This is a genomic window from Bradyrhizobium sp. UFLA05-125, assembly GCF_059803515.1.
In genome coordinates this window covers 1-25,235 of the sequence record NZ_JBANBJ010000101.1, presented here as the reverse complement: position 1 = coordinate 25,235, position 25,235 = coordinate 1, and the positions used below count along the sequence as shown (strand labels likewise).

Below are 25,235 nucleotides of genomic sequence, written 5' to 3'. Positions count from 1 at the left end.
GAAGGGAAAGGGTCGAAAAGAGAGAAGGCACAGCAAGTCTCCTAAGTTTTGCTCCCTAACGTAGGCCGGGTCGTTGCAAACGCTAAATATTGACTAAGCTGTCGCGAGGGCGCCCTGTCGGCGACTGGCCGAAATGTCGCATTCACGCGTCTTTTCTGGTCTCGTGGTCCGGAAAAGGTCCGCGGATCTGGGGGGCGGGTATGTGGGGCAGCGGTTAGAACCTATGACTAGCCAAGGTTTGCTACGGAGGGCAACGCTTGGGAAGGCTTCCTTCGCAGACTTTGCGAAGGCCGGAGCTGCGAACATGCAGCATACAACCGCAGCAGCGATAAGGAGACTATTTCCGATCTTCATGTTCGATCTCCAGGCTCCGTTGCCTGCTAATCCAAGGCAGTCCGCTCGTCTCGCTGGGAAGTGATCGCGCGTACGCCGCGGCTGAACCGCGGACGTCCGGTCGTAAAAAAACCGCAGCAGGTATTCTTTGCGTCACACGGATTGCATTCTTCCACGAAGCCGTTTTTCCAGTCCGAGATCGACTGGATCGCGCGCGGCCAGACTGATTTTGGGAGGACACATTTCGGAAGGTTGTAGATAGATACATTGACGCCAGCGGCACTCAAGTGATCGACGGCCCCGGCGAGCCCATCGCGATAGTCCACCGGATCCATCCAGAGCATTGCATCGTTGGCAATGGCAAAGCCCGTGTTTTCGAGCCCCATCAATGCGACGTGGTCGACGAACGGCAGATTGCGGGCAATCCACCTACCCGTGTCCTCGATGATCGGCGCGGTCAATGCATGCAGGACGACGCGGATTTCGACCCGTTGTCCCCGGTCCTTGAGCTTCAGAATGCCCAGGATCGTCTCGTCGAACGCACCCTTGGCCTGCACGACGTGATCATGGACCTGATCGACCGAGGCATAGACCGGAATTGCAGCCATCAGGTTCGGGTGGCCAATATCCTTCCAAGCGTCGACAATCTGGGAGTCGGCGAACGCCCGGCCGTTAGTCAGCACCTGGATGGCGGTTTCCGGCAGCCGGTCGCGGCACTCATTCAGGACGGCGATGAAATCTTCCCAATCCGACAAGGTCTCTCCGCCGGTAAACGTCAGCGCGCGGGTTGCCGGGTCAATGAGAGGCAGGCTTTCTTTGATTTCGCTGAGGATCCACCGATCATCGACATCTTTCGGCGGTTGCGAGCACATTAGGCAGTAATTGTTGCACCGTTCCGTGACCAGAAAAGAGTTATGCGCCGAATTCCGGCGATACAGCGTGCGGAATTTCCGCGACGCATGATCGAAGCCGATGACGTCGCCGTCCGCAAGATAGTCATATTTCGGGGGGACCGTGACAAACTGTCTTGTGAACGTGTCCGGTAGATCGATTGAGCCGTCGGAGACGACAAGAATGGACGGCCAATCGGCTTCTATCGCGCGCCGGATGCCGTCTGGCGTTCTGGCGATCGCGAAATCAGCCACGTGACGTTCGGCCGCACTGTCGACCGACCGGAGCCTGAGGACCGATCGGGCCTTGTCCGAAAATCCAACGCTCTGCGAGGCAGTGCCATAGAGAGGAAGGGTCATGCGGCGGCCCATCGTCGCAAGATGGCAGCATCTTCCGGAGAGTTCTCCAGAATGTCCAACAACAGGCCCATGATGCCTTTTTGCCGAGCGCAAAATGCCGACAGAGGCTTGATACCCAGGGCGTCACCCTGCGTTGCGTGATGATAGACGGGGTCCGCGCCGCAGTGGCTCTCATACACACAGGTCGAGCATTCGGGTGCGCACTGCATCAGCGACGACGAAATCGGGCCGATCAGTTTGTCCGACAGGATGAGCGAATTGTAGCTGTCGTGTTCGACGTGACCAAGCCGGAAAGTGTTGTCACCGGTCTCGGCGAGCATCCTGCCTTCATCCGAAGCGAAAACACTGCCGTCATGGTTGTATACCAGCGCGCCAAGGCCGACGCCGGCGGGGCTGCGCAAATCTACGTAGCCGATGGGTCGGTCCGAGAGCATCCGCGTGAGGAGCAGCGCCGCGTAGAACTCCCGGAACGGAATGCCCTGTCGGTTGATCTCCAGCACCCGGCGCAATCCTCGCTCGTAGAACGCAAGCCACTTCTGCGCGTCGTACTTGGCGAACTGCTTCGTCTTGATCGCAAATCCGAACGGAGAAAGCGGCCGCAGGAAGATTCCATCCAACCCCAATTGGAGGTATTCATCTATGATCTCATCGACGCGGTCCAGGCTCGCCTCCGTGGTGGTCATCAAAGCCCCAACCCTGTCGGGGCCTAGAATCTCCTTGGCTCGCCGAATTCCAGCAACAGCCAGCTCATGACTGTTTGCGCCGGGTTGTTGTGCAGGTCGGCTGGACCATCGAGGGACGTCGACAAAAGCACGTTGTTCTCTTTGCAAAATTCGAGAACGGTGTTGTCCAACAAGGCGCGTTCGACCGATTCTCCCTACGTGCATAGGAAACTGGCCGGCTCCAAGCCGGGCTCCGGCGAGCGCCGCGCGGCCGACGCCTCAGCGGCTTTGGAGAGGGTGCGTCGCCTCCTCCTCATGCTAAACTAAATTAGCTGGGACCATTCGGTAACGAGCCAGCATCGCATGGCCGGCGGATGTACTTGGCAGGCGCTTTATCGCGAGATCAGACGATGAAAGAAACCATCGATACATCGCCTTCGCGTCGCCAACTGTTACGACTGGCTGCCATGGGGACGGTATGTGCCGTGGCTGCGAAGACCCCGAGCGCCGCGGAGCCTCTAAGGGGTGGAACCAACGACTCCTACGTTCCCGCTGATGGTACCTCTACGTTCGAGAGCGCTTTTACGATCCGCGTCACAACGGACTGGACTGGCCGGCGGTTCGGGAGAGATATCTTCCGGACGTTCAGCGGGCAACTTCCGAGGACTCCCTAGCGCGCGTCATTAATGCGATGCTGTCTGAGTTGCACGCTTCGCACACGCATTTCTATACGCCGGATGAGCCGGAATATTATCAACTTGCAGATATTTTTTCCGGCGTACTGCGACGCCGGGGACTGCAGCGTACGTTTCCTGAGGGCCGCGTATCGTACCCTGGCATAGGTATCATTTCGCGTCTTGAGACCTCTGGCCATAACACGATCACTGCCGTCATAGACGGAACGCCGGCTCAGCAAGCGGGCCTCCGTGCTGGAGATCAGATAGTTGGGGCTGATGGGACGGCATTTGAGCCGGTTGGGTCATTCCGTGGGAAGGTGGGCGAATCGGTAGCCCTGGAGGTGCAGCGCGGCGCCGCGGTGATGCAAATCCCGGTCAGGCCGGTCGATCTCGAGCCCACGAAAATGTTCCTTCGTGGGTTGGAGTCGAGTGCGCGGATCATTGAGTCAAACGGACAACGCGTCGGCTATGTCCATGTTTGGTGCTATGCGGGCTAGTCTATCAGCGCACCCCTCGAACGCCTGCTGTCGCAAGGTGCGCTCAAGGACGCAGATGCGCTGATCTGGGATTTGCGGGATGGCTGGGGCGGCGCACAGCCCGAATAGCTTGATCTGTTCAACGCCCGCGCGCCTACAATGCAAGTCACCGACCGAAGCGGTAGCAGCGAATTCGCAAATGTGAAGTGGCGCAAGCCCGTAGCTATGCTCATCAACGGCGGTAAGCGCAGCGGCAAGGAGGTCCTTGCCTATGGTTTCAAGAAGTACCGGTTGGGCGAGCTCATCGGCTCCCGGACAGAGGGCGCAGTTCTTGCCGCCACCGCCTTCCTCATCGGAAGCGGCTTACTGCTACTCGCAGTCGAAGATGTCCGGGTCGATGGCGAGCGCCTGGAGGGCGTGGGCGTGACGCCGACGATCGAGGTCCAGGCCGGAGCCACCGCTGGATCGGACGACTTCCAATTGAGCCGTGCAGTCGCGGTTCTATCCGGGACATGATCCGGGCGCTTTACTCATTGGCAAAGCGGAGCCAACGCGAGACAGCAATTGGAGGCGCGTCTCGGTTCGCCGGCGCAGGCTTTTGTTAACTCAGACCGCTCTTGATGACCCCAGCGCGTGCCGCCAGGACGCTTCCGCCCCTTGATGCAGCTCGCCACCCTGCATCAAGCGGCGGGCGATGTCGGCTGTCTGCATTGCCGCGCGTTCGGTCGGTGAATGCGCCGCCAGGTAGCGGGCAACCGCGATGAGGATGTGCCGGCGTGCGTTCGTGTCGTCCCACGCGCCGAATTGCGTGACGCCCGCCTCCAGCATCTGATACGCATGAATGCCTGCATCTTCGCGCAGCACCGCATGCGCGAGCGTGGCGATCAGCGCCTGCGGCGAATGGCCGAGCGTGAGATGCCGTGTCACTAGGGGCGCCGCAAGATCGACCTGTCGCTGCCGGTCGAAGGCGTCGAGCAAGGCGGCGCCGATCGGCTCCGGATCCGCGGGCAGATCATCGAGCGGCTCGCCGCCATCGCCCGGGATGCGCGCCGGCGGCACATTGAGATAGCGAGCAAGGTAGAGCGCCAACCGCCATCTTGGACATCTGCGGGGTGGCGGAGCGAACTGGTCGCCGACGCTGAGAGCTTCCTCGTAACCTGGGGCGCGACCGCCGATCGTCTCGGCTGGACGACGCTCGATCTCTTCGGTGTGCATCCGACAGCACCTACCGCCAGGTTCGATGTGATGGGATTGATCCCGATCCTCCGCGGCCGGAACGTCTGTGTTCTGACCGAAAAGAGCGCAACGATCGAATGCTGTCCGGAGCAAAGCTGACCCCGTACCCGTCAACCGGAGCGGGGCGATCCTTATCACGAGAGCGCTGCATAATGAGACCCGAAGCGCCCACTAAGGGCTAGAAAGCAGGCTGGCCAAGTCCTTATAGTATTCCAGAGACAGTGACGAATACGGAGAAGCCGCGGCGTATTGGATTCCCCTCGCGGGGAATGACGGCGGAGAAAGGCAAATGCCGGCAACGCGACGCTGCTCCCTCAAATCACCTCCAGTCCGCGCACTTCCTTGGCCGCAACCTTCAACAGCGGCCTGACCGCCTGATCCTCCCGGCCTAACACCACGCCCGAGGCAAACGCACGCGCTCGCCCATCCCCGCGTGACGCCGGTGCTTTGAGCGCAGCATCAACGGCCATGTCGTGATGCGCGACAAAATCGTTGAGCGAGCCAAGCGCGTTCTGGACCTTTTTCAAATGCTTGGACAGGCCAGCAAGCTGTTTCTGTTCGCGCTTGGACGGAAACAGACTTTCAAAGAACTCAAGCCCATATCTGATCTTCTTGGCCCTGATACGGAGCTTGTGCCGCTCCTGCGCAGGCATCTTGTCGAGACGCTGCCCCTGCTTGCGCAGCTTCTTGATGCGGCGCCGCAGCAGCCCGACGGCGAATTTGCGGATCGGCGTCTTCGTGTCATCCCGTCGCAGTCGTTCGGTCGGCCTCGATCCATTGCAGCGTATCGATCAGCAGCGACCGATAGTGCTCCGAATTGACGGCCTCTCTTGCCCGTACGAAGGCGCGGTCTCGCCTTGCGGCAAACTCCTTCTGGATGGCCTTGCCACCCCTGCGCAGCAAGGTATCGCGCTTGGCGGGCTCGATATTCTCCTTCACGAAGACATCAAGCTCTCGTGCGGGCGCGAGCTCATTCGTGAGCCATTTGAGTTCCTGCTTGATCTGGTTCGTTCCTGCTCCAGACAGAGCCTTCGAGAACAGCGAGATCGCTGCGCGCAGCCGGCGCAACCCCACTCTCATCTGGTGAACGCCCTCCGCGTCGCCATTGCGGACGGCATCGGCATTGGCTGAGAAATGGCGGAACGAAGCGCGAGCAATCACGCCAAACGCCTCGCCGGCGGTCGTGTCGGGCTCCAGCTCAATGTCCTCGGCGAAAACGACTTGCTGCTCCTTATCTTGGGCAAGGCCGTATCCCAGGTCGGCTTTCGATCGCATATCGAGCTCGGCCTGCGACCTTCGCTCGAGTTCCTTTGCGATACGGAACAGATCGACGGGCCGACCACTCTTCAGTTCGAGTTCGGCCTCCTGGATCGGGGTCGAACGATGCCCGGCGACGATGTGCCCTCGATCGATAGCAAGTTCGATGTCGCTTCGCCTGATGCGCAAAGGCAGGGTGGTGCGGTGGACCGAAGATTCGAACACGGGCCTCAGCTTGCGACGCAGCTTCTTGGACGTGAACGGCTCCAGCGGCGTGACATCGACCTTGCCTAAGTCCGGCGCATTGTGCTTGATTTTCGTTTCCCATTCGTTACGGCCGAATTGGGCGCCATTGGCCGATTTGATAGTCTGCACATAGTTGTTGCCATCGCGCCGCACGCGCAGCGTGAGGCGGTGGCGCTTCAACTTGTGTTTCGCAGTATCAAAATAGGTCGAAACCAGATCGTGCTCGGACGGCGCGCCGATCTTGCTGCCGCGAAAGCGTGGCTTTGCCAACGCCTTTAGACGAGCGGCGGGGACATTGAATTTCAGTTCCGTCTCGACAGCCATTCGTCGACCATGCACTTCTGAGCTGGACCGGATCGCCAGCTTGTAACGCACGAAAACCGCTCAGGGGGCCAATATCAGTTGGCAGCCCCGATCTATTCCGAGCAGCCTGCCGCATGGGGCCTTGAGGGACTCCAAGCATCGCGAGCGGCCCTATCAAGCCGCGATCAAGGATGGACCCGCCGTCCCGGAGCTCGCCGCCGATGCGCATGATTGCATCATGGTGCGATCCTCGAAGGCGACCGAATACAAGGCTGCGGCGCGATCAGGGCCTGATAGCGGGCTCGCCTCGGATTTTGTCGCCGGTGCCAATGCCGCTGTACACGTGGCGTCATGCTTACGGGTAAGACGACGCCAACGGCGTGTGAAGATGAAGATCGTGAACTTCGCCGCCAGGCCATTCTTGCAATGGCGCATTATCGCTCGGCACGCGCTTTCGCCGTCAATCCCGCGCGCCAAAAGCGCGCCCCTTGCGGGCTGCAGGGATTGACCGCTCAGCGCGGCCAAGCGAAGGGGGCCCTTCACGCCGAGAATCGAAGGAAGCGCCTCGCTGACTCCCAACCAACCGGAGGGACTCGACAAGTGGATAGAGAGCAGCGTGTGGGGAAGTTTACCCTTGACAAGGAAAGCCCATACAAGGTGAAGAACCGCAGCCACTCGATGGAGCGAGAGCTACGACCGCGTACGGCAATGAGCACCCCCGCGATGTCTCGCCATTCGCAGGAACACTTTTTTGGACCGACGATTGAGATTGTTATGTTGGTTCTTTCTCTAGGGGTGCGTAGGATTCTGCGGCAGGTCCGGCTCTACGGCTACTTGGTCGAGCGGAACAACCAGATTTATCACCCGGGCGCCTTTCATCCAGTTGGCGCGAAATCGTTTGTGCTCCGCATGGTTGAGGGCGGTTGGCTGACGAAGAACGGCGATCGATACGAACTGACTACCCAGGGGCGTGAAGCGCCGGACTGACTTCCTGCGAGAGCAGGCCGCCAGGTGTTTAGGAACCCTACCGCGCGTGACCATTGGTTAGGTTCGGAAAACCATGGAGCAAAACCGATGTAAGGTGTCCCTGCGAGACGTGCTCTGGCGCGAGTTTAGGGAGATGCCAATCAACCGCTTGCTGGCGGACAGCAAGTTGGAACCAGAGAAAATCAAGTTACTAAACGCGGCGTATATCTACGCCTTACGCTCACTGAGCCTTGTTGACTGCAACGATCCCCTCACTGAGATGATCGCCCGCAAGATCTGGCAGTCCTGCTCGTCTGCACCTGCCGTCATCTTCTCTGATTGTTCAGGAGGCGCGGGACGGGTCTGCTCGGCCGCACCGGCCGTCATCTTCTCTGATTGTTCAGGGGACGCGGGACGGGTCTGCTCGGCCGTGCCCGCCATCCGATCCGGTGACTGCGCGGACGGTGCGGGGTGGATCGCCTTTGATTGGTCGGCAGCGGCGGGCTGGTTCTGCATCTGGCGCTGCGCGTCTTCCGACGACGTTGCGGTATTCTCCGAGGCTTTGCTCATCGAAGATGTGGGCGGGTGCTGCTTGGAATCAGTTGCTGTGGATCCAGTAGTTTGTCCGGTATAGCCCGGGACATTCCCTGACCCAGCATCGCGGCTTACCGTGTTGCAGGGACCGGCATACGCGGAGGTGGCGCTGAAGGCGAGCACCGCGCCCAACATCATAAGTCTGTTAGCGATCATAGCCCTTCTCCTCCTTTGCTCTGGACGATTGAACAAAAGCACAGGGCCTTCCGTTCCTAGCGCGCGAGACCAGCTGACGTTGCCGCTGGGCTTAGGACAAAGAGGGGGGGCCGTACCGGAAACTGGGACTAGATTCACATAGCCTAATGCGCGCTGTCGAGACTTGTGCGGCAACCTCAACGTCGGTGCAGACCCCTGGCCTCAGTATCAAGTTTGCTGAGGCCGTTTCATTTGCCGCTCGCGGGGCGTCTTCTGTCCGCTTGATCGTTGATCCTCGATCCGCCGCTGATGCTCTTGTGTCTGATCGGCGTCGTCACTCGTCTCCGCCCGCCGCTGTTCCTCCATGCCTTCCCGCACAAGTTTCTCGTCGCCGACCATCTGGCCGATGATTCGTTTGGTCTTGGCTCGAGCTTTCTCCTGTAGCCGCGTCATGGGAGACTCCCTTACATTGCCGATGACTCTAACCAGAGGGACTACCAATGTTTCCAACCGGACTGAGGGGAAAGACGGCTCTGATGCATCCTTGGATGTTTTGTCACATTGTTCCTTGATGAGCTCCCACGACCACGAAGTGCTGTTCTGTCCTGGTGGAACGCGGCGACGGTCTCCGGAAGCGTCCCCCTTCACTTGCGCTAGACAAGCCTCCAGCGGCTGTTAGCGCGCCGCCGTCAATGTCCAGAGCTATTCCGCACCGCTTGCCGCGCTCCACGCCGCCGGGACAAACAAGTCTTTCAGGACCGATGTGGTGATGTTAGGCTGCAAGGCGGCCGAGAGCATCGAGTGCGTCATACCAACGGGAGGACGACATGCCTGAGAGCACCTACGATGTGATTCAACTAATCGGTACCAGCGACGAATCATGGGAGAAGGCCGCCGCCAACGCAGTCGAACAAGCCTCCAAATCTCTCCGCGATGTTCGCGTCGCAGAAATCGTCGAACTCGATATGCAACTGGACCCGAAAGGAAAGGTGGAAGCCTATCGCGCGAAGGTCAAGCTATCGTTCAAATACGGATCTTAGCGCGTTCACGTAGGCGCTTTTGCCGCCCATTCCCGCTCGCGCTGGTCCGCGCTTTCAGCTCTAGCCGTCGCCGCAACAGCAGCAACCCCTCGAAATAAGACAAAGGAAAAGCCCGCCGGTATTGGCGCCCGGTGTTAACAGCTTCTCATATTCCTTCGTTGGAACAGAGAGACTCAACCTGCTAATGGAAATCTGGAATCATCATCATAACCGGGGCAGGTAGTGCTCGTTCTGAGAACGTCTCAATTTTCCCGGATAGGCCGCAGGAGCTGGGGTGGGTCCTGCGGCCTTTTTCATCTCGTCGCTCAGTGACGAACGTCTTGCGCCAACTGTCGCTCAGCCTTTATCGGCGGATCGAGATCGGACACAAGGGAAGGGAAAATGATCATGAGGACTCCGCTGTTCTTAGCTGCTGCCATTGGCCTTTCCACGTCCGCCTTCGCTCAAACTGCGGTGCCCACCACGCCTGCCGGCAAGCCCCACAAGCCGCCGGCGGCCCCAATGGGTTGCAAGCTCGTGGGAACGGTCAAAAGCACCAAATTGTGGGCCGGAGATTGCGTTGCCGCGTCAGAGCTGCACGGTGCCGTGACGGCGGAAACGCCCTCTTTGCCTGAGCGTGCTTCGGACGCCATTCCGCCCGATCCCAAGCAGTGATGCCCGCCATGGTCGAGATCACTCTGAAGGGGAAGTCAGCGCGTGTCCAGAAAAACACCTTCGGCGAGATGGGCGTGCGCGGCGTCCTGATCTATTGCGCCGACCATCATTGCAGCTATAGCGTGGCCCTGAGCGCCGACCACTAGCCAAAGGCGGCCCCGGCCGGGAGGCCGGGGCCATTGGGGCACTCGGCGGTAATGAGTGCACTGAAACCCACCATAGGAGGCTCCGGCGTCCCTTCTGTTTGTTGCGCTGCGGAACCGAGTTGGCTCGACTCCGGTCACAGACGGAATCTACTGGTTCATCGCGGTCCGGCCCATGGCAACTATCGGTGATGAGAACGCCGGTTGCGCTCTCACCATCCCGAATGCACCTGCTCAATCCAAACAGGGTGCGCATGACTAAGCGCCTGAATGCAAGGGCGCGAAACGCCAATCCAGTATCGACGCGAACAAACCAGAAAGGCGCCGCAGCCGAAACGGCCGACCGTGGCGGAGTTCGGAGGAAAGAAGCAAACTATGAGTGACAGAGCTGGACAACCGGTTCGTTGCTCGCACTCCTTGCAACGGCCTTTTTACCTCCTACGACTGATGGCGTGTCACGGGCGCCAATCAATCGCGCCATGCAAGCGATGGATAGCTTGAACAAGCAAGTAGCTCGATGGCGTATCCGCCGGGCCTCGCAATGCCGGAATTTGCGCGCGCCGCCGTAATCGATGCAGCCGCTGCTTCCGAAGAGAGAAACTCCATAAGCTGGGAACTATGTCGACAGGATCGCCGCCGCCAAATCGGCCGGATCAATCCAAGAGCATCCAGTTTCTCAGGATCAAGGTCTGATCGGACGCGATGCCCGACGCCTGGATCCGGCGGCCGACAAGTCCCTGCAAGGTTTCGTCAACTCCGAAAGCCGGGCCGTCCTGGGTCTGCAGGACATAGGTACTTCCCGCGGGAGTCCGCAGGGTAACGGCCGAACGCTCGCTCTTGGAGCCGGGAGCTACCGTCTCCATTCGCACATCCCCTTCGAGATCAACCGGCTCAATACCCATCCTACCGGCTGACATAGGTCCTCAAGAACGAAATTGCAATCTCGCCATCCTCCCGAAGCGAGTGAGCGACCAGAATTCGGACCTCCGGCACGTCCTCATTCTTTCTGGTTTCGATTGCGATCGTCACCAGGGGTTCGGCCGCTATCGACTTGACTGAACTCATAAATGCTTTGCCGCCTGAAACCCGATAGCAGGCGAGTTCCGGATTCTCTAATCCGTGCTGGCCCGCGAGTTCCCGAACCTTAACCAGGAGATCGGAATGTCCTGCGACTCGGCTCCTCGAGGTAACCGGCTTCCCAATCATCGATGCCGAGTCCATCACCGACCGGCCGTTGCTGGCTAGGGCCAATCGGATAGCCTTGCGTTGCATCGTCGCATCGACCGCCCCCACGCTCAAGTTGGCTGCCAGATGTTCTGGTAAAGAGCAGGGGTGAACAGCCGGATCCCCAAGCAGGATAAACTGGCCGATGGTTTTCAGATTTGCCGGGTCGGACATCCGCTCCCGCTGAACGAAGTCCTGCCTAGCCTGGAGGAAGGCGCGGCCCAACGACTGACCTTTGAGCAGATTGATCCAGAAAAACTGGGTTAGCAAGTCGGCGGCGCCAATCGCTGTCGCCGGGCCGTAGGAGATGTTGGTGCTGCCGACGAATCCAATTGCGCCGTTCTCTAGATAGCTGAGGCAGATTGGCTGACCGCGTCCGGCAAGAACGTGGTCGTACAATTGGGCTCCGTAGCAGCATTCGGCGGCCACAATGGTATCGGGCTGGATGTTGCCAGCCAGCTTTGAACTCTCGATGGAAACCGGAAACCGACGGTCCTTTTCGCCGAAGAACTTCGGCTGAAGCGCTTGACCGTGGCAATTGATGAAATGCGCCCGCTTCGCGAGATCAGGGTCAATGGCGGCATGGGTCGCCGGGGGCGCGAGGTTGAGCCCTTTGAAATTGCCGAATATCTGATTCAGGCTCATGCGGGTGGAATCCGTCCATGCATCGGCCGATATGGCGAAATAAGACGTGTAATCGTCGGCGGGTCGGGGCGCATGAGCGCTGGAGCGGTCTAGCAACTTTGTCAGGAAATCCGGATCATTGTCTCCGGTAGGCCCCGGAAGTCGAGACACCACCCGCCCAGCGCCAAGAAAATCCGCGATATTGCGGCCATATGGAGCGGAAGAGGCATAGGGAAGATCGCTCGGTACATTAAAGTCCCCATCCTGGGGTGTTGGATTATCCAAGCTGATATGGGGCACTATTTCCGGGCCGCCGAGAAGCACCAGATAATCGGGATTGAACTTGTTCGCGATCGCATCGATGGCCTTCTTCGCTCCTGTTTCGTCCTGAGCATTCACGACGGGGTCTCCGACATCGGTCATATCATTCGCCGCATCGATGTAGATTTGACCAGTCTTGATTCCCCGACCGTTGTCTGCAGTCACGAGGCGCGAGACCGCGGCCTCGATCTTCGCAAGACCCGCTGACGTATACTTGCTCGTCAAAGCACTCTTATTAGAAACAATGACCTTGTCCATCGCCCGGTCACCTCGAATCAGAGCGCGCAATCTTGATACGCGGAGAAATGAAGCGGATATTCTGGAGTTGGAAATCTCAATATGCTTACCCTATAGTTGCATTGTTGAGACCTGCGATCAATCACGCGAATAGCTTATCCGGCCAAAAGGAACAAAATGCGGGTAGATCGCCATCGTCCGCGTGCGAAATGATGAACTCGGATGCAAGGTATGACGTTTGTATCGTTGGCGGGGGACCCGCCGGCTCTGTCACGGCATTGCGGCTCGCAAAACTCGGATACCGCATCTGCATCATCGAACGGTGCATGTTTCCGCGTCCGCATGTCGGTGAATCACTGACGCCGGGGACTAACCCGACCCTTGATGTGCTGGGCTTACGGGACACTATTCTTGCGTTGGAGTTAGTCGAGCCGAAAGAGACGCGGCTCCGCTGGGCGACCTCCCACACCGAACGATTGGCCGCAGGCCAGCGCGGCGCCGGACTACTGGTCGATCGAGCCGTGTTCGATACGGTCCTGCTGCGAGCGGCGGCAACAGCCGGCGCTCGAGTATTCCAACCGGCTCAGGTCCGCAGCACCAACCAAAAAGCCGACGGCTGGCACATTGAGTTCGCCGTTGATGGACGGCCACACAACCTCTCCGCAACCTTCGTTGTCGATGCAACCGGACGCAAAGGCTTTTTTGGTCGCAGCCGAAGACGGCTCTCTCCGCCAACCGTAGCGCTTTGCGGTCACCTTGATGGGCGCAATCTCCCGCGCACAACTCTGGTAGAGGCTCTCAGCGATGGTTGGTGCTGGGCAGCGCCGCTACCCGGCGGATTGGTTAGCACAATGGTCTTCCTCGACCCGGTGTCGATGCGGCATTTGCGGCCCGGCGGGCTAGAGACGCTCTGGCGTTCATATCTGGCGAAGACGGAGCTCTTTGCGGGCTTGGCGAGCGCGCCGGCGGCGAACCCGCCTACCCTTTGTGATGCCAGCGCTTACTACGACCAACATCCCATCAGCCAAGCACTGATCCGGGTCGGAGAGGCAAATTTCGCCTTGGATCCGCTTTCGTCGACGGGCGTCGAGAAGGCAATGCAGACCGGTCTCTTTGCGGCGCTCGTTCTGCATACGACGATGTTGAGGCCGGAGCGCGAGGCGATATGCCAACGTTTCTACCGCGACCGAAGTCAGGAGGCCGTCGCCGCTCACACCCAATGGTCGTCGAACTTCTATGCGGCAGTCGAGCGATTTCGCGATCATTCCTTCTGGGCCACCAGGGCCGTTGGAGCGAAATACCGGCCGGAGGGAAGCTCGTTGCCTCCCGTCATCAAATCAAATCCGATCTCCCTCGGGACTCGCATCAGAGTTTCGGATCAGGTCCGGCTGATCGAAGAGCCATGCGTCATCGGCGATGAAATTCGGTCTCACGCCGCATTGCTACATCCTTCGCTGGGCCGTCCAGTCGCCTTCCTCGAAGGCGCAGGAATCGACGACTTGCTGCGACCGGTGTCATTTGCCGCGGACCTAGAGGGAATCCTGACGGCCTGGTCCAGGCAAATGCCAGCCGCACAGGCTCGGCGCGCCGCAGCGTGGATGCTGAACAACCAGATTCTCGAGCCGGTCGCGCCGGGTTCGTGACGGCCGCCGGATCGGGAATGGGAAACCAAACCCCGATCCGACGCTGACTTCGCGTCAGGCGGCCGCACAGATACTCAAATCGGAGCACGGTCTCATCACACCACCGGTATGAGATCGATCAGTTCGGCAATGCGCGTGCAATCCTCCCCCCGGCAGCCGCTCGACGGGCATACCTTCGAGACGTTGCATGTGCCGTTCGAGACAAAGTCCGCTTCTCCGCGCACCAGAATGCCTTCCACCACATGGTTGGCGCCGAACACAGGCGACCCCGAATTTCCACCGTAGGTATCAAGGTTCGCCACAAAAAAAGCGCTCGGCGTATTGTCTCTGACGTTGGCGCCGTCGGCAAATTTGACCGGGAGACCGGTCGGATGCCCGATGACGGAAACCGCCGCGGTGTCCGCAATACGACCGGTCCGGCGAACCTGGAGAACAGCCCGGTCCGTCACCGGCCGGTCCAGCTGGATCAGCCCCCAATCCGCTCCGGCACCTTGTTCTTCGCGGCCCAACATAGCTTTTCCGCGATAGATGTCCTTGTTGGGGATACGCGTTACCGGAGTATTGGCATCCTCCATCCGAAAGCCGAAGACAAAAAGTATCGTCGTGACGTTTCCGGTGTTCGCACAGTGGCCGGCGGTCGCGATGAGATCGGGGCCGACGAGAAAGCCGGAGCAAAAAGCCCCAATCGGCTGATCGAAAAATCGCTCTCCGGAACACAATCCCCGGGATTGACCGAAAGGCCGGGTCCGCAGTGTCGATGTGCCATCGCCATTATCGGTGACATCGGTGTCAAAGAAGAGAGCCGTGACGGAATTGGCGAGTTCGCGAACCGTGGCGTTGGACTTGAACTCGAAGAAATCCTTTCGATCGTCTACGCCGTAGATAACCTTTTCCTGGTCGAGCAGAGTCTTGACGAGTGCGCCGGTGGAGGCGGACGCAAGGGGAGATGCCGGGGCGGCGTCGAGGGTGGCCGTCTTCTTGGCTGCCGATTTGGCCCTCGCATGCAGCTCGGCCCTGATGTCGGACGTCGGAACTTTATCCAAATCCAAATGATCAGTCATCGTCGTTGCTCCCTGGTACAATGGCCGTGTTATGCTTGGGTTATCGTCCGAACAGTTTTCGTCTGCTGGCAGCGAGTATCTCTCGTTGTGGCCCTCGACAAGGCCGGAGGTGAGCGATGTCCGAGGCGCGTGATGAATTTTGCCGAGCCATCGATGAGGGCGATATCAAGGTCGCGATGGCGACCCTTGTCGGAGTGGTGTCAGCCCATGAATCGATGCACACGGACACTGATCCGAATTTCGGCAACGCGATAAAGCACCTGGTGGACTGGCTGATGCAGTGCGGGTGCATCGAGGACGTAGAGCTCTCAAGTGGCATACTCAAATCGCAACCTCCGCTGAAAATTCTCACCCTCACCACGAGGTCGCCGGGGGCCGGTCGAATATTTCACCTTAAACTGCGTCTTGGATATCGCATGGAGATCCACAGCATCGAAGGCTGATACCGGCGTCCGAATACAGTTTGAGCGGAATCGGTCAACCCGATGACTGGTCAGACGGCCGCCAACCGTCACGGGCCGAGACGACCGCCGTTCCTGGCAATCTTCGTGTCAACGTTCCTTCTCCAGCTCTCGCCGGTTCTGGAAACACCGGTCAAAGTGGAGCACGGGACTTCATCAACGTCGGCCACACCGCCAATACCCAAAATCTACTACAGAATGTGCCAATTTACACGCTCATGCTAGAATTGAATGATAGCGAATTCAGGCATCAGCGCAAGTACTACTCCTTCGCTGCGGCTCTACCTTGTTGTGGCGGAAGCCTCGAACCAATCCGGGCACGCGTGGGAAATTCGCGCGTAGAGCTGAAGGCAATAATGCAACCAGCCCCGGATATAGTCGCAGGCTGACCGGCCGCGAGCGATGACCTCGTGATGACAGCCGCCGGCGCAAAGATAACGTGCCCAGCAGTCGCGGCACGGCACTTGATGATGGACGTGCCGTTCGGCCAGCCATCGCGTCTGCGCCGCCTGGTCAACTCCCATCGAGAGATTGCCCATCCGGCCAGCCTCGTCACCGACGAAGCGATGGCAGGCGGCAAGGTCACCTTCGGCGGATACGCCGAGATATCCCGCACCGGCGCCGCACGGATAGGGCCGGTGCGTGCCGCGATGGATCTCGCGCAGGGCATTGATGACATTCGTGAAAGCATAGCGTTCGCCGCGCAGCAACCGTCGCTCAAACTCGGCGCCGCAATCGACCATCGCGGCCAGGAAATCCTCCAGTTCGCGGGCCGACAGTTCCCGGTTTCGAGCCGTTGCATGCAGCACCGGCGAGAAACCAACCGAGTGGAAGTTCAAGCCGAGAAAATAATCCAGGCTCTCGCGCAGGTTGTTGTTTCCGGGCGTAATCGTGGCACGCACGGATACCTGCATTTTCCGCTGTGCGGCGAGCAAGGGTCGGACGCGCTCCATAATACGGTCGAAGCTGCCGGCGCCATTCCTGAACGGACGCTGGCGATCGTGAACGTCGCGCAGCCCGTCGAGGCTGATCGTCACGGCAAAGCCGTGCCGCTCGAAAAAGGCGGCGTCGTCCTCGGTCAGCAGGGTCCCGTTCGTGGTGATCGAGAACGTCGCGCCAATGCCGCGCCGTTGGGCGAGCGCGAGAGCGTGTTCGGTGGCGGCGCGCAGGACGGTGCGGTTTGCCAGCGGCTCGCCGCCCAGAAAAGCCAAATTCACCCGCGCTCCGGGTTCGGCGCCATCGACAAGGAACTGCACCGATCGAAGCGCAGTCTGAAGGGACATGTCCTTCGGCGCGCCGCCGAATTCGCCTTGGCTGGCATAGCAATAGGTGCAACCAAGATTGCATTTCTGCGCGACCGCGAGCGAAAGCGCGTGCAGCGGCGGCGCAACCAGTTGAGTGTCGTCGATACGGGGTGCCGAAAGCACCCCGATCGCCTCCAGCACGCGTTCGACGGCCGCATCGCCGAGCGGCGCGGCGGCGTCGAGCCGCTCGACGATCTCGCGATCGACGTCATAGATCTGGCTGCCGTTCACGACCAGGAGCTGGCCGCCATCATCAAGGTTTTGCCAATGCGCGTGCCGCGAGCGCGGTCGTGATCCCGCGTGGAGCGCCTCGCTGCGACTCATGTTGTGTGACTCGCCGGCGGCGGGGGTATTGATCTCTGACAGCGTCATGACCGGTCCGCATCGCGGCCCTTGATCGCGAAGCGCAGCCATTTTTCCCAATTCTCGAATAGTTCGTCGTAAGTCACCAATCGCGTGTCGGCGCGGTCGTCGGGAATATATTCACCGGGCCGTGGATCGCCCTTGGCGAGCCACATGTCACCCCGGCTCAAGCCGTCCGGCGTCGGCTCGACGTTGACGTAATCCGGACGGCTTGCCGGCCAGTAGTAACAGGCGCATTCGCGGTAATCGTGTTGCCAGGGCGAACACAGGCCCTGCGTCAGTTCGCCGGGACGCAGCAGATCCTTGGCGGGAGCTGCGGATTCGCCGTCAAACATTCTGCGAACCACCAAATCGACCTCGAGCAGTTCGGTCGACGCTTTGGGCATTTCGGGCATTGCGTCCGAGGGTTCCATGGTGAAATGGCACTTTACCGCGTGGCCCTGCCGTCTCATGACGAATGCCAGGGCGTTCGACCACTCCATCGCCAGGGTGCCGGCAGAGTTCGGCGAGGCAACCAGCACGGTGTTGCCGCCGCCGGGAATATGAGGCCCGGTGACGCGCGTCATGATGTCTTTGCCGTCCACCTTGAGAAGCCGATGGTGCTTGAGACCGTCGTAACGAGGATCTTCGATCTCGACCACGTAGTTGTCCCATTCCTGCAGCACGATGCCGACGAACGCACGCCGCCAGAACGCCTTGAAGTCGAATTCCAGTCCCGGAAAGCAGTTTGAGATGGCGGTGCTCGGCAGCGAGTTCGACGGATTTCCCGTGGACCGATGCAGGAGCTGAGCCATCCGGTTCCGCGGATCGATCTTCATGACTGGTCTCCCACATCTGGCTTGCCGTGGTTGTGGAACAACGGCTGGGTCGCGGCCTTCTCGACCTTGTCGATTTGCCGGCGGGTCAGCGCCAGACAGCGACTCTCTGCGCCACGCAACATCGGCGGCATCTTTCGCCGGCCCTTGTCGGACAAGTCGCCGACCTCTTCCGGACGGCGGAGGACTTGATCGAACCACGGTGCGCTGCCGCTTTTCAGCGCCGTGTATACCCGCTCGTGCAGGCTGCGGACGGCAAGATTGTCAACGAGTGACGCAGCGATGATGGGCGCGAAGGCGCGGCCGGTATCGTTGGAATCCTGGGTCACCAGGGTATGAGCGATGTTGACCCGACCATCGATGTTGTTGCCGTTCATCACCAGGGTGTTCATCAAGCGTACGCTTTCCAGGCCACGCCGGACGATTTCCGCGGCGGCGTCGAGCGATACCTCGTCGTCGTCAATTGTCGGACCCAGCATGAGCTGCTCGAGATCGTCCGACACCGTCCGCACCGGTTCGGAGTCCGGCGCGAAGGCGGGCATCGCGGCGCTGATCCAGGCTCGCGCAGTATGAACCTCACCGTCCTTGAGCGTCAGGCGCACCGCGACCGGACCGTCGCAGACGTCGTCGAGATAGCCCCAGCTCGTCGCGAGCGCATCCGGATGCCTGAAACCCTCATAGATGTCACTCGGATTGGTCAAGGTCACGCTGTTGAGGTCGGACTGGAAGCCCCGCCATTTGCCGCGGCCTGTATCGTAAACGATGCGCTCCGGATGATCCCTAAACACCGGGTCGTCGGGACCGTCCCCGACCGGTGTCCATCTTTTCTTACTGGCTCCGTAGATGAGACCGCCTGCCGGCGTGAAGCGCAGGCGGATTTCCGGATGTTCCGGTGTCGGACGGATGTAGCGCACATTGCCAAAGGAAATGAATTTGTCCTTCAGGAAGTTTTTGCACTCGCCACGCAGTTCGTGAACGCTGTGGTCGCTAAACCAGTCGACCAGGGCGATCACCTTGTCGTCGTTATCCCCGGTCTGACGAGTAACTTTGAGATTGCCCGCCGTGACCTGCCATTGAACGGCGCCGGCGTCGAGTCCTTCGTCATCGAGCAGTTTGAGGGTCAGCGGCTCGAGCGTATCGGCCGATGTTTGCGCATAAACTTCCAGGAACGGCGCCACGGGCCGGATCTGCTCGCCATCACGGAACTGGATATGCGGCGGCGTGTAGACGTCGACCACGGCGCCGGTCACCGGATCAATCTTCAGGGTCGCCTGCGGTAAGATTTCACGGAATCCGAGCGGATCATCGTCGCGCAGCTTCAGCTCGAACGCCTCCAGAGTATTTGGCGAGGAGCCGAAACGCCCGATGGCGAACGGCGGCAGAATGCGAAGGCCCAGGATCGGCATGACGGACCTCGTCCGGTTAGGAATATTGCCTGACGGCCGGTTGCGCGGCCGACGGTCGACGGAGGATTTGCTCGAACATTGAGATGAGCTGACGGTCGGCCTCGCGCAGGCTGCGCAGATAGGCGGCATGGCGCTGGCCGGGCACCGCCAGCAGACGATCCGCGAGCGCGAGCGACACTTGCAGCAGGTCCATATGTCTGCGCCAGCGGTCCGCGGCATCTACCGCAAGCTTCAGCGTGTAGGGTATCTGGAACGGCGGTCCAGCCAAGAGCTCCGAATTGCCCGGCGCAAGCGGCATCTGGACCAGCAGCTCCGACAGCGCGCGGATGTTGTACATCTCGCCAAAGGTCGAATGCAGCAACAGGCCTCTGGGCGTCGTCTGACTGACGTCGGTGACGCTATTGGGATATTCGAAAGTATGGAGCAGGTTCGTCAGCAAGGCTTCGTAGCGGATGTTGAAGAGATGCGCCCAGAGCTTGCTCTCGGGATGGGTGATCGGCGTGCCACCCAGGTCGCCGCCGGCTCCGTCACCCTGCCCTTCGCTAAGCACGATGGGATCGACCGGCACTGGCCGGCTCGGCGTCCAACCGCTGCCGGTCTTGGGGAAATTGCGGTAAATCCGCAAAAATCGAGTGAAATGCGACGGCGCGTCGTTATCGGCCGTGAGAGTGGCTTCACCCTGCTCCGCAACTGCTCTGAGTGCCACCAATGAATCGGTCCTGGCGACCACCGGCATCAACAGAACGTCAGGGGTGCCTGCCATGGCCGCCCCGGTACTATTGCCCCGCTCGCCTCCCGTGTAACCGCGGCCCCACTCGTCCCAGTTGGCCTGGTAGGGGAACGTCGAGCCGCGAAAATCCGCGTCCTTGATCATCGTCTCGTCTTCCATCAGGTCCGCGATGGTCTTGTACAGACTGCCGACGTGATTGATTGGCGCGTTACCGACACCCTGTTGGGCCAGGGCGCGAACTTGATCCGCCTCGGTGCCGGACCAATCGGCCGGAGATTCGGCAAAAACGTATTTGGCGAGCGATTGCAGCGTCAGCGGCTCAAGCTTGAACGGGAACGGATAGAACTGGCTATCCCATGGAAAGTCCTCGCGATCGAGGTTGAGCGGTCCGCCCAGACAGCGCAGCACATTCTGCACGGTCATCAGATGACCCATCTCCTCTTTGGCGATTCCAAGGATAACTTCTCGCCATTGGCTAACCTCGCTGAACCGGTCCGTCGGCACCCTCGGGCCACCGAGTGAGAATGCCGCATAGAGATACTGGACCATCAAGGCGTGCTCGATCTCGGCGGCAACATGCAGAAGAAAAACTGCATATCGACGTGGAGTGAACTCGACGGGAACGGGACATCGTGGCCTTCCTTTCACCGGCGCCTGCATCTTCTCCAGTTTGGCCTCTTCAAACAACAGGCCCAGGTGTCTGCGGATTTTCGGACGCATTTTTCTGGCCTCAGCCTCTAAGATGCCTGCAGCGAGTCCGGCATCATCCATTTTGAATCGATTTCCATCGGGATCGAACGTGTGCAGGCTCAAAAATCGAAACCTAGACGGGCCGCAGCGTTCCGACCGTGATGTGCGGCCAGCTCAATCCGCTGAAATTCAACAGCACGCGCTGGGTGTACTGCAATTGAAGAGCTGGCTCTCCCGAGCCGTTGTCAATCTCTTCGATCCAGAACGTCGTGGTGACGGTCTGAGTGACGCCATTCGGGCCGCCGGCCGGCGGATTTCCCTTGCCCTCGAGGAACGCGATATTGGCAACCCCTCCCCCAACATCCGGCCTTGGGTCTGGAACTGCCGGATCGGGGGCAACCGATGACAATTTGAGAATTGTCGTGTTGGTGATCTTCAGTCCGGTGATCGCGTCAGAGAGGAAAAGATTGGGGTTCGTCAGATGGTCCGGCTTGAGACCTACAAGACGTGCGCGGTCCGTCCGTGACGGACTGTCCTTGGTGAGATCCTCCTCATTGGCAAAAGGCACAAGACCGGTCTGTCCGTCGTCGGGGCTTCCGATCGTGAACGGCGTGATGCTTGCAGGATCAAAGCTCGGGGGACCAGAGATCTGCGAGGCGGTACCTTGCAGATTGATGGTGGTGCCATGAGGGATTGAGCCCATCCGGATCACGGTCGCCGGTTCGTTTGGATTGGCAATGACCGGTGCGTGGGCCCAGACGCCGGGCTCAAAGTGCTGACCCGATTGATCGAAGCTGTCCTTGATGGATTGGGTATAAGCGGCGCCGCCAAGAACGACGGTCTTTTCGAACAGCGAACGATTTGCGATACCCGTGCCTGTGATCTCGGTGAAATCGAGTTGCTCGCTGGTAAAAAACAGCTGCAGGAAGAAGTCCTTCGGACCGAACTCGCCGATGAGATTCGGCCGCCAGATCAAATTGAAGCCGGAGCCTTTCCAGGAGCGCTGGGCATCCTTACCGCCGACAGGATCTCCGACGAAGGGCCTTAGCAAGCCCAGAAGATCGGGAGCGGCAAGGCCTTTTGGAGCTGAAGGCACCACATGGGCAAACGAAAAATCGGTCTCCACCGCCATGACCATCTCCAAATCGAACTGGTCGATAATGACTTCGAAGAATGCGCGCATCGTAATTTAAGAGGCGTCCGCGAGTCAACGTTGGGTTGACAGCTTTTTTGACCGCACGAATGGCGTTCGGCTTGCGACGCCTGAGAGACAGCATCAAGCTAGGGCGCGGATGTATCTCGGTGTGACAACCGATCGAGAGTCGCGCTGGCTTCGCAAAGGGTGCGATCCTCGAAAGCACAAGGGGAACCGGTCATGGCCTGTGAATGCAAAGCGGACGCCGGCTCGGATGATCCTGCGCATGCAAGTGAAGGCTTGTGGGAGCCTGTCATTCAATTGCCGAACGTGCCCGTCCACACGCATTTGATGCCAAACGGAAAGGTGCTCTTCTGGGGCCGTAGGATCGATCTCAACGGTGGCATGGACCAGCATGCGAGTGACGTGTACCTGCTCGATCCGGCGAGCCTTCAAATCCGAAGAGCACGGTCTCCGGTCATGCCAGACGGATCGTCCGTCAATCTCTTCTGCTCAGGGCACGCTTTTCTGCCCGATGGCCGGTTGTTTGTTGCGGGCGGGCACATCGTCGATGGCGACGGCGTCAATCAAGCGTCGCTCTATGACTGGAGAACCAATGCTTGGACGCCTCTGCCGCCCATGAATCATGGCCGCTGGTACCCGAGCGTGGTCCCGCTGCTTGACGGCAGCATTCTCGTGATATCGGGAAGCTATCGTGACGGACCGAATACTTGGCAGAACAACCACGTCCCGCAGGTCTGGAGCGAAGATGATGGCTGGCGGGACCTGAACGGCGTCGTTTTGTCATTGTATCCCCGACTGCACGTCTTGGAACGGGACCGCATTTTTGCTTCAGGCACCGACCCAATCTCACAATTTCTGGATCCGAGCGGCGCCGGCGTATGGTCCAAGGCGCCGAGCCGGGTCGAGGGAGACCGGCAGTATGCCCCTTCGCTCACTTACGCGCCTGGCAAGATCATCTACATCGGTGGTGGAAATGATCCGGGCACAAAGATCCCAACTGCCGTATGCGAGTTGATCGACTTCGGCGCGGCTAATCCCTGTTGGCACGCGACCAATCCCATGTCGCGGCCGCGGCGTCAGCACAATGCGACGCTGCTTGCTGATGGCACGATACTGGTGACCGGGGGCACAAAAGGTGGCGGCGGCGACGGCTTCAACGATCTAAGTCCGGGTCAGCCCGTGCACGAAGCTGAGCTCTGGAATCCGCAAACGCAGCAGTGGTCGACCCTCGCGGCAGAGGCCGAGGATCGCTGTTATCATTCGACAGCTTTGCTGCTTCCCGATGGACGCGTGCTAAGCTCTGGCGGTGGTGAATATCTTCCAAACGGACAGCCGATCGAACCCAGAGACGTTCATACGACCGCCCAGATTTTTAGCCCGCCTTATCTCTTCCGCGGCCCACGCCCGCAGATTGAAGATGCGCCGCAGCACGCGCAGCTCGGCTCACGGCTAACCGTGCGCTTTTCAGGGGCCACTTCGGGCCGCGCCAGTCTTGTCAGACCCGGTTCTGTTACGCACGCAACGGACACCAATCAGCGCTTTATCGATTTGGTATGCGAGGTTCAAGGCCAAGAAGCCAACATCACTCTACCGCCGGATCTCGCCGCTTGCCCACCGAGTGTTTACATGCTGTTTCTGCTCACCTCCAACGGCATACCGTCCAAGGCTCGCTTTGTCCACATCGAGCAGATGGAGCAGACCGCACGTGCGAGGACCAGCGTGGCGAGAGCAAAAGGGCTCGTGCCGACAAGCGAACCTCTCTCTGCCCACGACCAACGTATCGAAGCCAGCGCTAAAGGCCCCAAAGTGGTGATCGGATTGACTTCGCGCTGTCCATATGGGCTCGCAGCCTGCTGGGGTGGCGCCTACCAGACGCTCAAGGCGCTCACAGATGTCGACACGGTGAAAGCGATAGCCAATGCTGCAGATTCGACTGCCGAAGTCTTTTTGACGGGCGATCGGTTGCCGGAGATGGATAGTTGGGCCGCGACGTTCCGCGACATGGTCAAAGGCAGCTATGATTTTCGTGGAGCCGAGGCATCCCTGACAGGCCTCGTGCGAATGGAGCGGCATCAGTTGACCTTGTTCGGCAATGGCTGGTCGATCGGTCTCGGCGCGCTCGGCGCCTCGGACAAGCTGCAGTGGAATTGGTCGCGGCGACAGCCGGCTATTCCAACGCCCACCGAGACCGCAGCCTATGGTGACCTGCTCAACCGCGTTCGCGCGAACGGCGACTTACCCCAGGCCGTGATCACGGGTCCCTTGGTCAAGGATGGAGGCGCTTGGCGGCTCCATGTTCGACGTGTGAAGCACTGAACGTCCGCTTTGCGGCCGGCGACGAGCACGACTTGGCGTTTGCACCATTGGAAAAGAGTGCTCTGGGTGCAGAAGCCGAAAAATACTTGCTCGGAAGGCTCGGGTTCATGACCTCAGTCAAGCACAAGAGTCTTGATGGTCTAGCACTCGGGCACGCGGTCGATCTGATGGATCGCATTGGAGCGGCGGCGGTTGGAGGGGCGTTCGCGCACACTAATCGCGACGGCACTGTTTCTCGACGTGACGCCTTGTCCGCCGGATACGCCATTCTCAGCGACGGGAGAGCCGGTCTTGTTCGGGGCCCAGGCCCCGGGTCTCGAAGTGAGAGCGTCGGTGTTTTGGTCCCAAGCGCTTGAAAGTGCTAAGATATCGCTGCGTAATGGTTTTGGTCAGATCGCGTTCGGTGGAGGGCCATCGTGAAGATCGAGCGGGCACTGGCGATCGCAGCCCGGGCACGGATCAGGCGGCACATTTCATCCGATTCCGCTGCGCCATCCAGCACCGGAACGTCCGAACGGCTGATCGTATTGCGCGATGTGCGCGGCCGCTTCGCCAAAGGCCACGCTGGTGGACCGGGGCGGCCGCCGCGTGACTGTTTCAGGGAAGCCTTTACCAGCGACTCCTTCACCACCGGCTTCTTTGCGGTCTGGAGACGACATGGCAAGCAGGCGCTGCGCCAACTCTGCGATGAGCACCCAGCAGCTTATCTCCGGCTCATCGCTAGCCTCGTCGCGAGCAAGAGGCGCGATTAGAAGTCCGGCAATGAATGGTCATCGACCAGCGCTCGCCATACCTCCCCCTCCCCAGCAGGGCACGGGCGCGCGCACAAGAATGCGGATTCCAATGATCGCGCGCAGTTATTCCAATCTGATGCCGCGCAGCGTTCTGATCTGATCGCGCGCAGGTGAA

Annotated in this window: 24 protein-coding genes and 1 pseudogene; 10 read left to right on the top strand and 15 right to left on the bottom strand. The window is 59.9% G+C overall.

Translation table 11 applies throughout. The annotated features are described in order from the left end of the window. Positions 1-380: 380 nt before the first annotated feature. Entirely contained in the window at positions 381-1,583 is a 1,203-nt protein-coding gene (gene hxsC / locus SO156_RS42160; protein ID WP_498538936.1) for a His-Xaa-Ser system radical SAM maturase HxsC, read from the bottom strand. Next, positions 1,580-2,266, bottom strand: coding sequence for a hypothetical protein (locus tag SO156_RS42155; protein WP_498538935.1), 687 nt, complete (start codon positions 2,264-2,266; stop codon positions 1,580-1,582). Before SO156_RS42155 ends, hxsC begins: the two co-directional genes overlap by 4 nt. 559 nt (positions 2,267-2,825) lie before the next feature. On the opposite strand from SO156_RS42155, the pseudogene SO156_RS42150 reads away from it, so the two are divergent. The 3 genes and pseudogenes from SO156_RS42150 to SO156_RS42140 form a co-directional block, all read left to right on the top strand. After that, positions 2,826-2,930: pseudogene (locus SO156_RS42150) on the top strand (hypothetical protein); the annotation flags it as partial. Positions 2,931-2,936: 6 nt separating this feature from the next. Then, positions 2,937-3,419 carry a S41 family peptidase gene (locus tag SO156_RS42145; protein ID WP_498538934.1) on the top strand — a complete coding sequence of 161 codons (483 nt, stop codon included), beginning with the start codon at positions 2,937-2,939 and terminating at the stop codon, positions 3,417-3,419. A 138-nt stretch (positions 3,420-3,557) separates the two neighbouring features. Further along, positions 3,558-3,914, top strand: a complete 357-nt coding sequence (locus SO156_RS42140; RefSeq protein WP_498538933.1) for a S41 family peptidase — start codon at positions 3,558-3,560, stop codon at positions 3,912-3,914. Positions 3,915-4,004: 90 nt separating this feature from the next. On the opposite strand, the gene SO156_RS42135 is transcribed toward SO156_RS42140, so the two are convergent. The 3 genes from SO156_RS42135 to SO156_RS42125 form a co-directional block, all read right to left on the bottom strand. Beyond that, positions 4,005-4,613, bottom strand: a complete 609-nt coding sequence (locus SO156_RS42135; protein ID WP_498538932.1) for a hypothetical protein — start codon at positions 4,611-4,613, stop codon at positions 4,005-4,007. A 335-nt stretch (positions 4,614-4,948) separates the two neighbouring features. Beyond that, complete coding sequence (locus tag SO156_RS42130) at positions 4,949-5,326, bottom strand: CHAD domain-containing protein (RefSeq protein WP_498538937.1); 378 nt, start codon at positions 5,324-5,326, stop codon at positions 4,949-4,951. A 49-nt stretch (positions 5,327-5,375) separates the two neighbouring features. Continuing rightward, on the bottom strand, positions 5,376-6,461 hold the full coding sequence (locus SO156_RS42125) for a CYTH and CHAD domain-containing protein (RefSeq protein ID WP_498538931.1): 1,086 nt from the start codon (positions 6,459-6,461) through the stop codon (positions 5,376-5,378). Positions 6,462-6,791: 330 nt separating this feature from the next. On the opposite strand from SO156_RS42125, the gene SO156_RS42120 reads away from it, so the two are divergent. Next, complete coding sequence (locus SO156_RS42120) at positions 6,792-7,427, top strand: hypothetical protein (protein ID WP_498538930.1); 636 nt, start codon at positions 6,792-6,794, stop codon at positions 7,425-7,427. Between the two features lie 207 nt (positions 7,428-7,634). Here SO156_RS42120 and SO156_RS42115 read toward each other — a convergent pair whose 3' ends face one another. Beyond that, entirely contained in the window at positions 7,635-8,156 is a 522-nt protein-coding gene (locus SO156_RS42115; protein WP_498538929.1) for a hypothetical protein, read from the bottom strand. A gap of 207 nt (positions 8,157-8,363) precedes the next feature. After that, positions 8,364-8,588 (bottom strand): hypothetical protein, encoded by a 225-nt coding sequence (locus SO156_RS42110; protein WP_498538928.1) that lies wholly within the window; start codon positions 8,586-8,588, stop codon positions 8,364-8,366. A 374-nt stretch (positions 8,589-8,962) separates the two neighbouring features. Here SO156_RS42110 and SO156_RS42105 point away from each other — a divergent pair, with 374 nt between their 5' ends. Further along, positions 8,963-9,175, top strand: coding sequence for a dodecin family protein (locus tag SO156_RS42105; protein WP_498538927.1), 213 nt, complete (start codon positions 8,963-8,965; stop codon positions 9,173-9,175). Positions 9,176-9,837: 662 nt separating this feature from the next. Beyond that, on the top strand, positions 9,838-9,975 hold the full coding sequence (locus tag SO156_RS42100; protein WP_498538926.1) for a hypothetical protein: 138 nt from the start codon (positions 9,838-9,840) through the stop codon (positions 9,973-9,975). Positions 9,976-10,625: 650 nt separating this feature from the next. On the opposite strand, the gene SO156_RS42095 is transcribed toward SO156_RS42100, so the two are convergent. Then, entirely contained in the window at positions 10,626-10,874 is a 249-nt protein-coding gene (locus tag SO156_RS42095) for a hypothetical protein (protein ID WP_498538925.1), read from the bottom strand. A gap of 1 nt (position 10,875) precedes the next feature. After that, on the bottom strand, positions 10,876-12,399 hold the full coding sequence (locus tag SO156_RS42090; protein ID WP_498538924.1) for a C25 family cysteine peptidase: 1,524 nt from the start codon (positions 12,397-12,399) through the stop codon (positions 10,876-10,878). Positions 12,400-12,587: 188 nt separating this feature from the next. On the opposite strand from SO156_RS42090, the gene qhpG reads away from it, so the two are divergent. Further along, on the top strand, positions 12,588-14,021 hold the full coding sequence (gene qhpG, locus SO156_RS42085) for a flavin-dependent monooxygenase QhpG (protein WP_498538923.1): 1,434 nt from the start codon (positions 12,588-12,590) through the stop codon (positions 14,019-14,021). 95 nt (positions 14,022-14,116) lie between these two features. Here qhpG and SO156_RS42080 read toward each other — a convergent pair whose 3' ends face one another. Next, positions 14,117-15,082: a trypsin-like serine peptidase gene (locus SO156_RS42080; protein ID WP_498538922.1), complete on the bottom strand. Its 966-nt coding sequence runs from the start codon at positions 15,080-15,082 to the stop codon at positions 14,117-14,119. A 116-nt stretch (positions 15,083-15,198) separates the two neighbouring features. On the opposite strand from SO156_RS42080, the gene SO156_RS42075 reads away from it, so the two are divergent. Further along, positions 15,199-15,525, top strand: a complete 327-nt coding sequence (locus SO156_RS42075) for a hypothetical protein (protein ID WP_498538921.1) — start codon at positions 15,199-15,201, stop codon at positions 15,523-15,525. 299 nt (positions 15,526-15,824) lie between these two features. On the opposite strand, the gene SO156_RS42070 is transcribed toward SO156_RS42075, so the two are convergent. From SO156_RS42070 to SO156_RS42050, 5 genes are all read right to left on the bottom strand, one after another. Beyond that, on the bottom strand, positions 15,825-17,078 hold the full coding sequence (locus tag SO156_RS42070) for a radical SAM protein (protein WP_498538920.1): 1,254 nt from the start codon (positions 17,076-17,078) through the stop codon (positions 15,825-15,827). 137 nt (positions 17,079-17,215) lie between these two features. After that, complete coding sequence (locus SO156_RS42065; protein ID WP_498538919.1) at positions 17,216-18,028, bottom strand: hypothetical protein; 813 nt, start codon at positions 18,026-18,028, stop codon at positions 17,216-17,218. Next, positions 18,025-19,431 (bottom strand): hypothetical protein, encoded by a 1,407-nt coding sequence (locus tag SO156_RS42060; RefSeq protein ID WP_498538918.1) that lies wholly within the window; start codon positions 19,429-19,431, stop codon positions 18,025-18,027. The genes SO156_RS42065 and SO156_RS42060 overlap by 4 nt, the downstream gene beginning before the upstream one ends. A gap of 16 nt (positions 19,432-19,447) precedes the next feature. Continuing rightward, positions 19,448-20,974: a ferritin-like domain-containing protein gene (locus tag SO156_RS42055; RefSeq protein WP_498538917.1), complete on the bottom strand. Its 1,527-nt coding sequence runs from the start codon at positions 20,972-20,974 to the stop codon at positions 19,448-19,450. A gap of 10 nt (positions 20,975-20,984) precedes the next feature. Beyond that, positions 20,985-21,983 (bottom strand): heme-binding protein, encoded by a 999-nt coding sequence (locus SO156_RS42050; RefSeq protein WP_498538916.1) that lies wholly within the window; start codon positions 21,981-21,983, stop codon positions 20,985-20,987. Between the two features lie 243 nt (positions 21,984-22,226). Between SO156_RS42050 and SO156_RS42045 the strand changes: the two genes are divergently transcribed. Further along, positions 22,227-24,326, top strand: coding sequence for a galactose oxidase early set domain-containing protein (locus SO156_RS42045; protein WP_498538915.1), 2,100 nt, complete (start codon positions 22,227-22,229; stop codon positions 24,324-24,326). Positions 24,327-24,742: 416 nt separating this feature from the next. Then, entirely contained in the window at positions 24,743-25,078 is a 336-nt protein-coding gene (locus SO156_RS42040; protein ID WP_498538914.1) for a hypothetical protein, read from the top strand. The last annotated feature ends 157 nt before the right edge of the window (positions 25,079-25,235 follow it).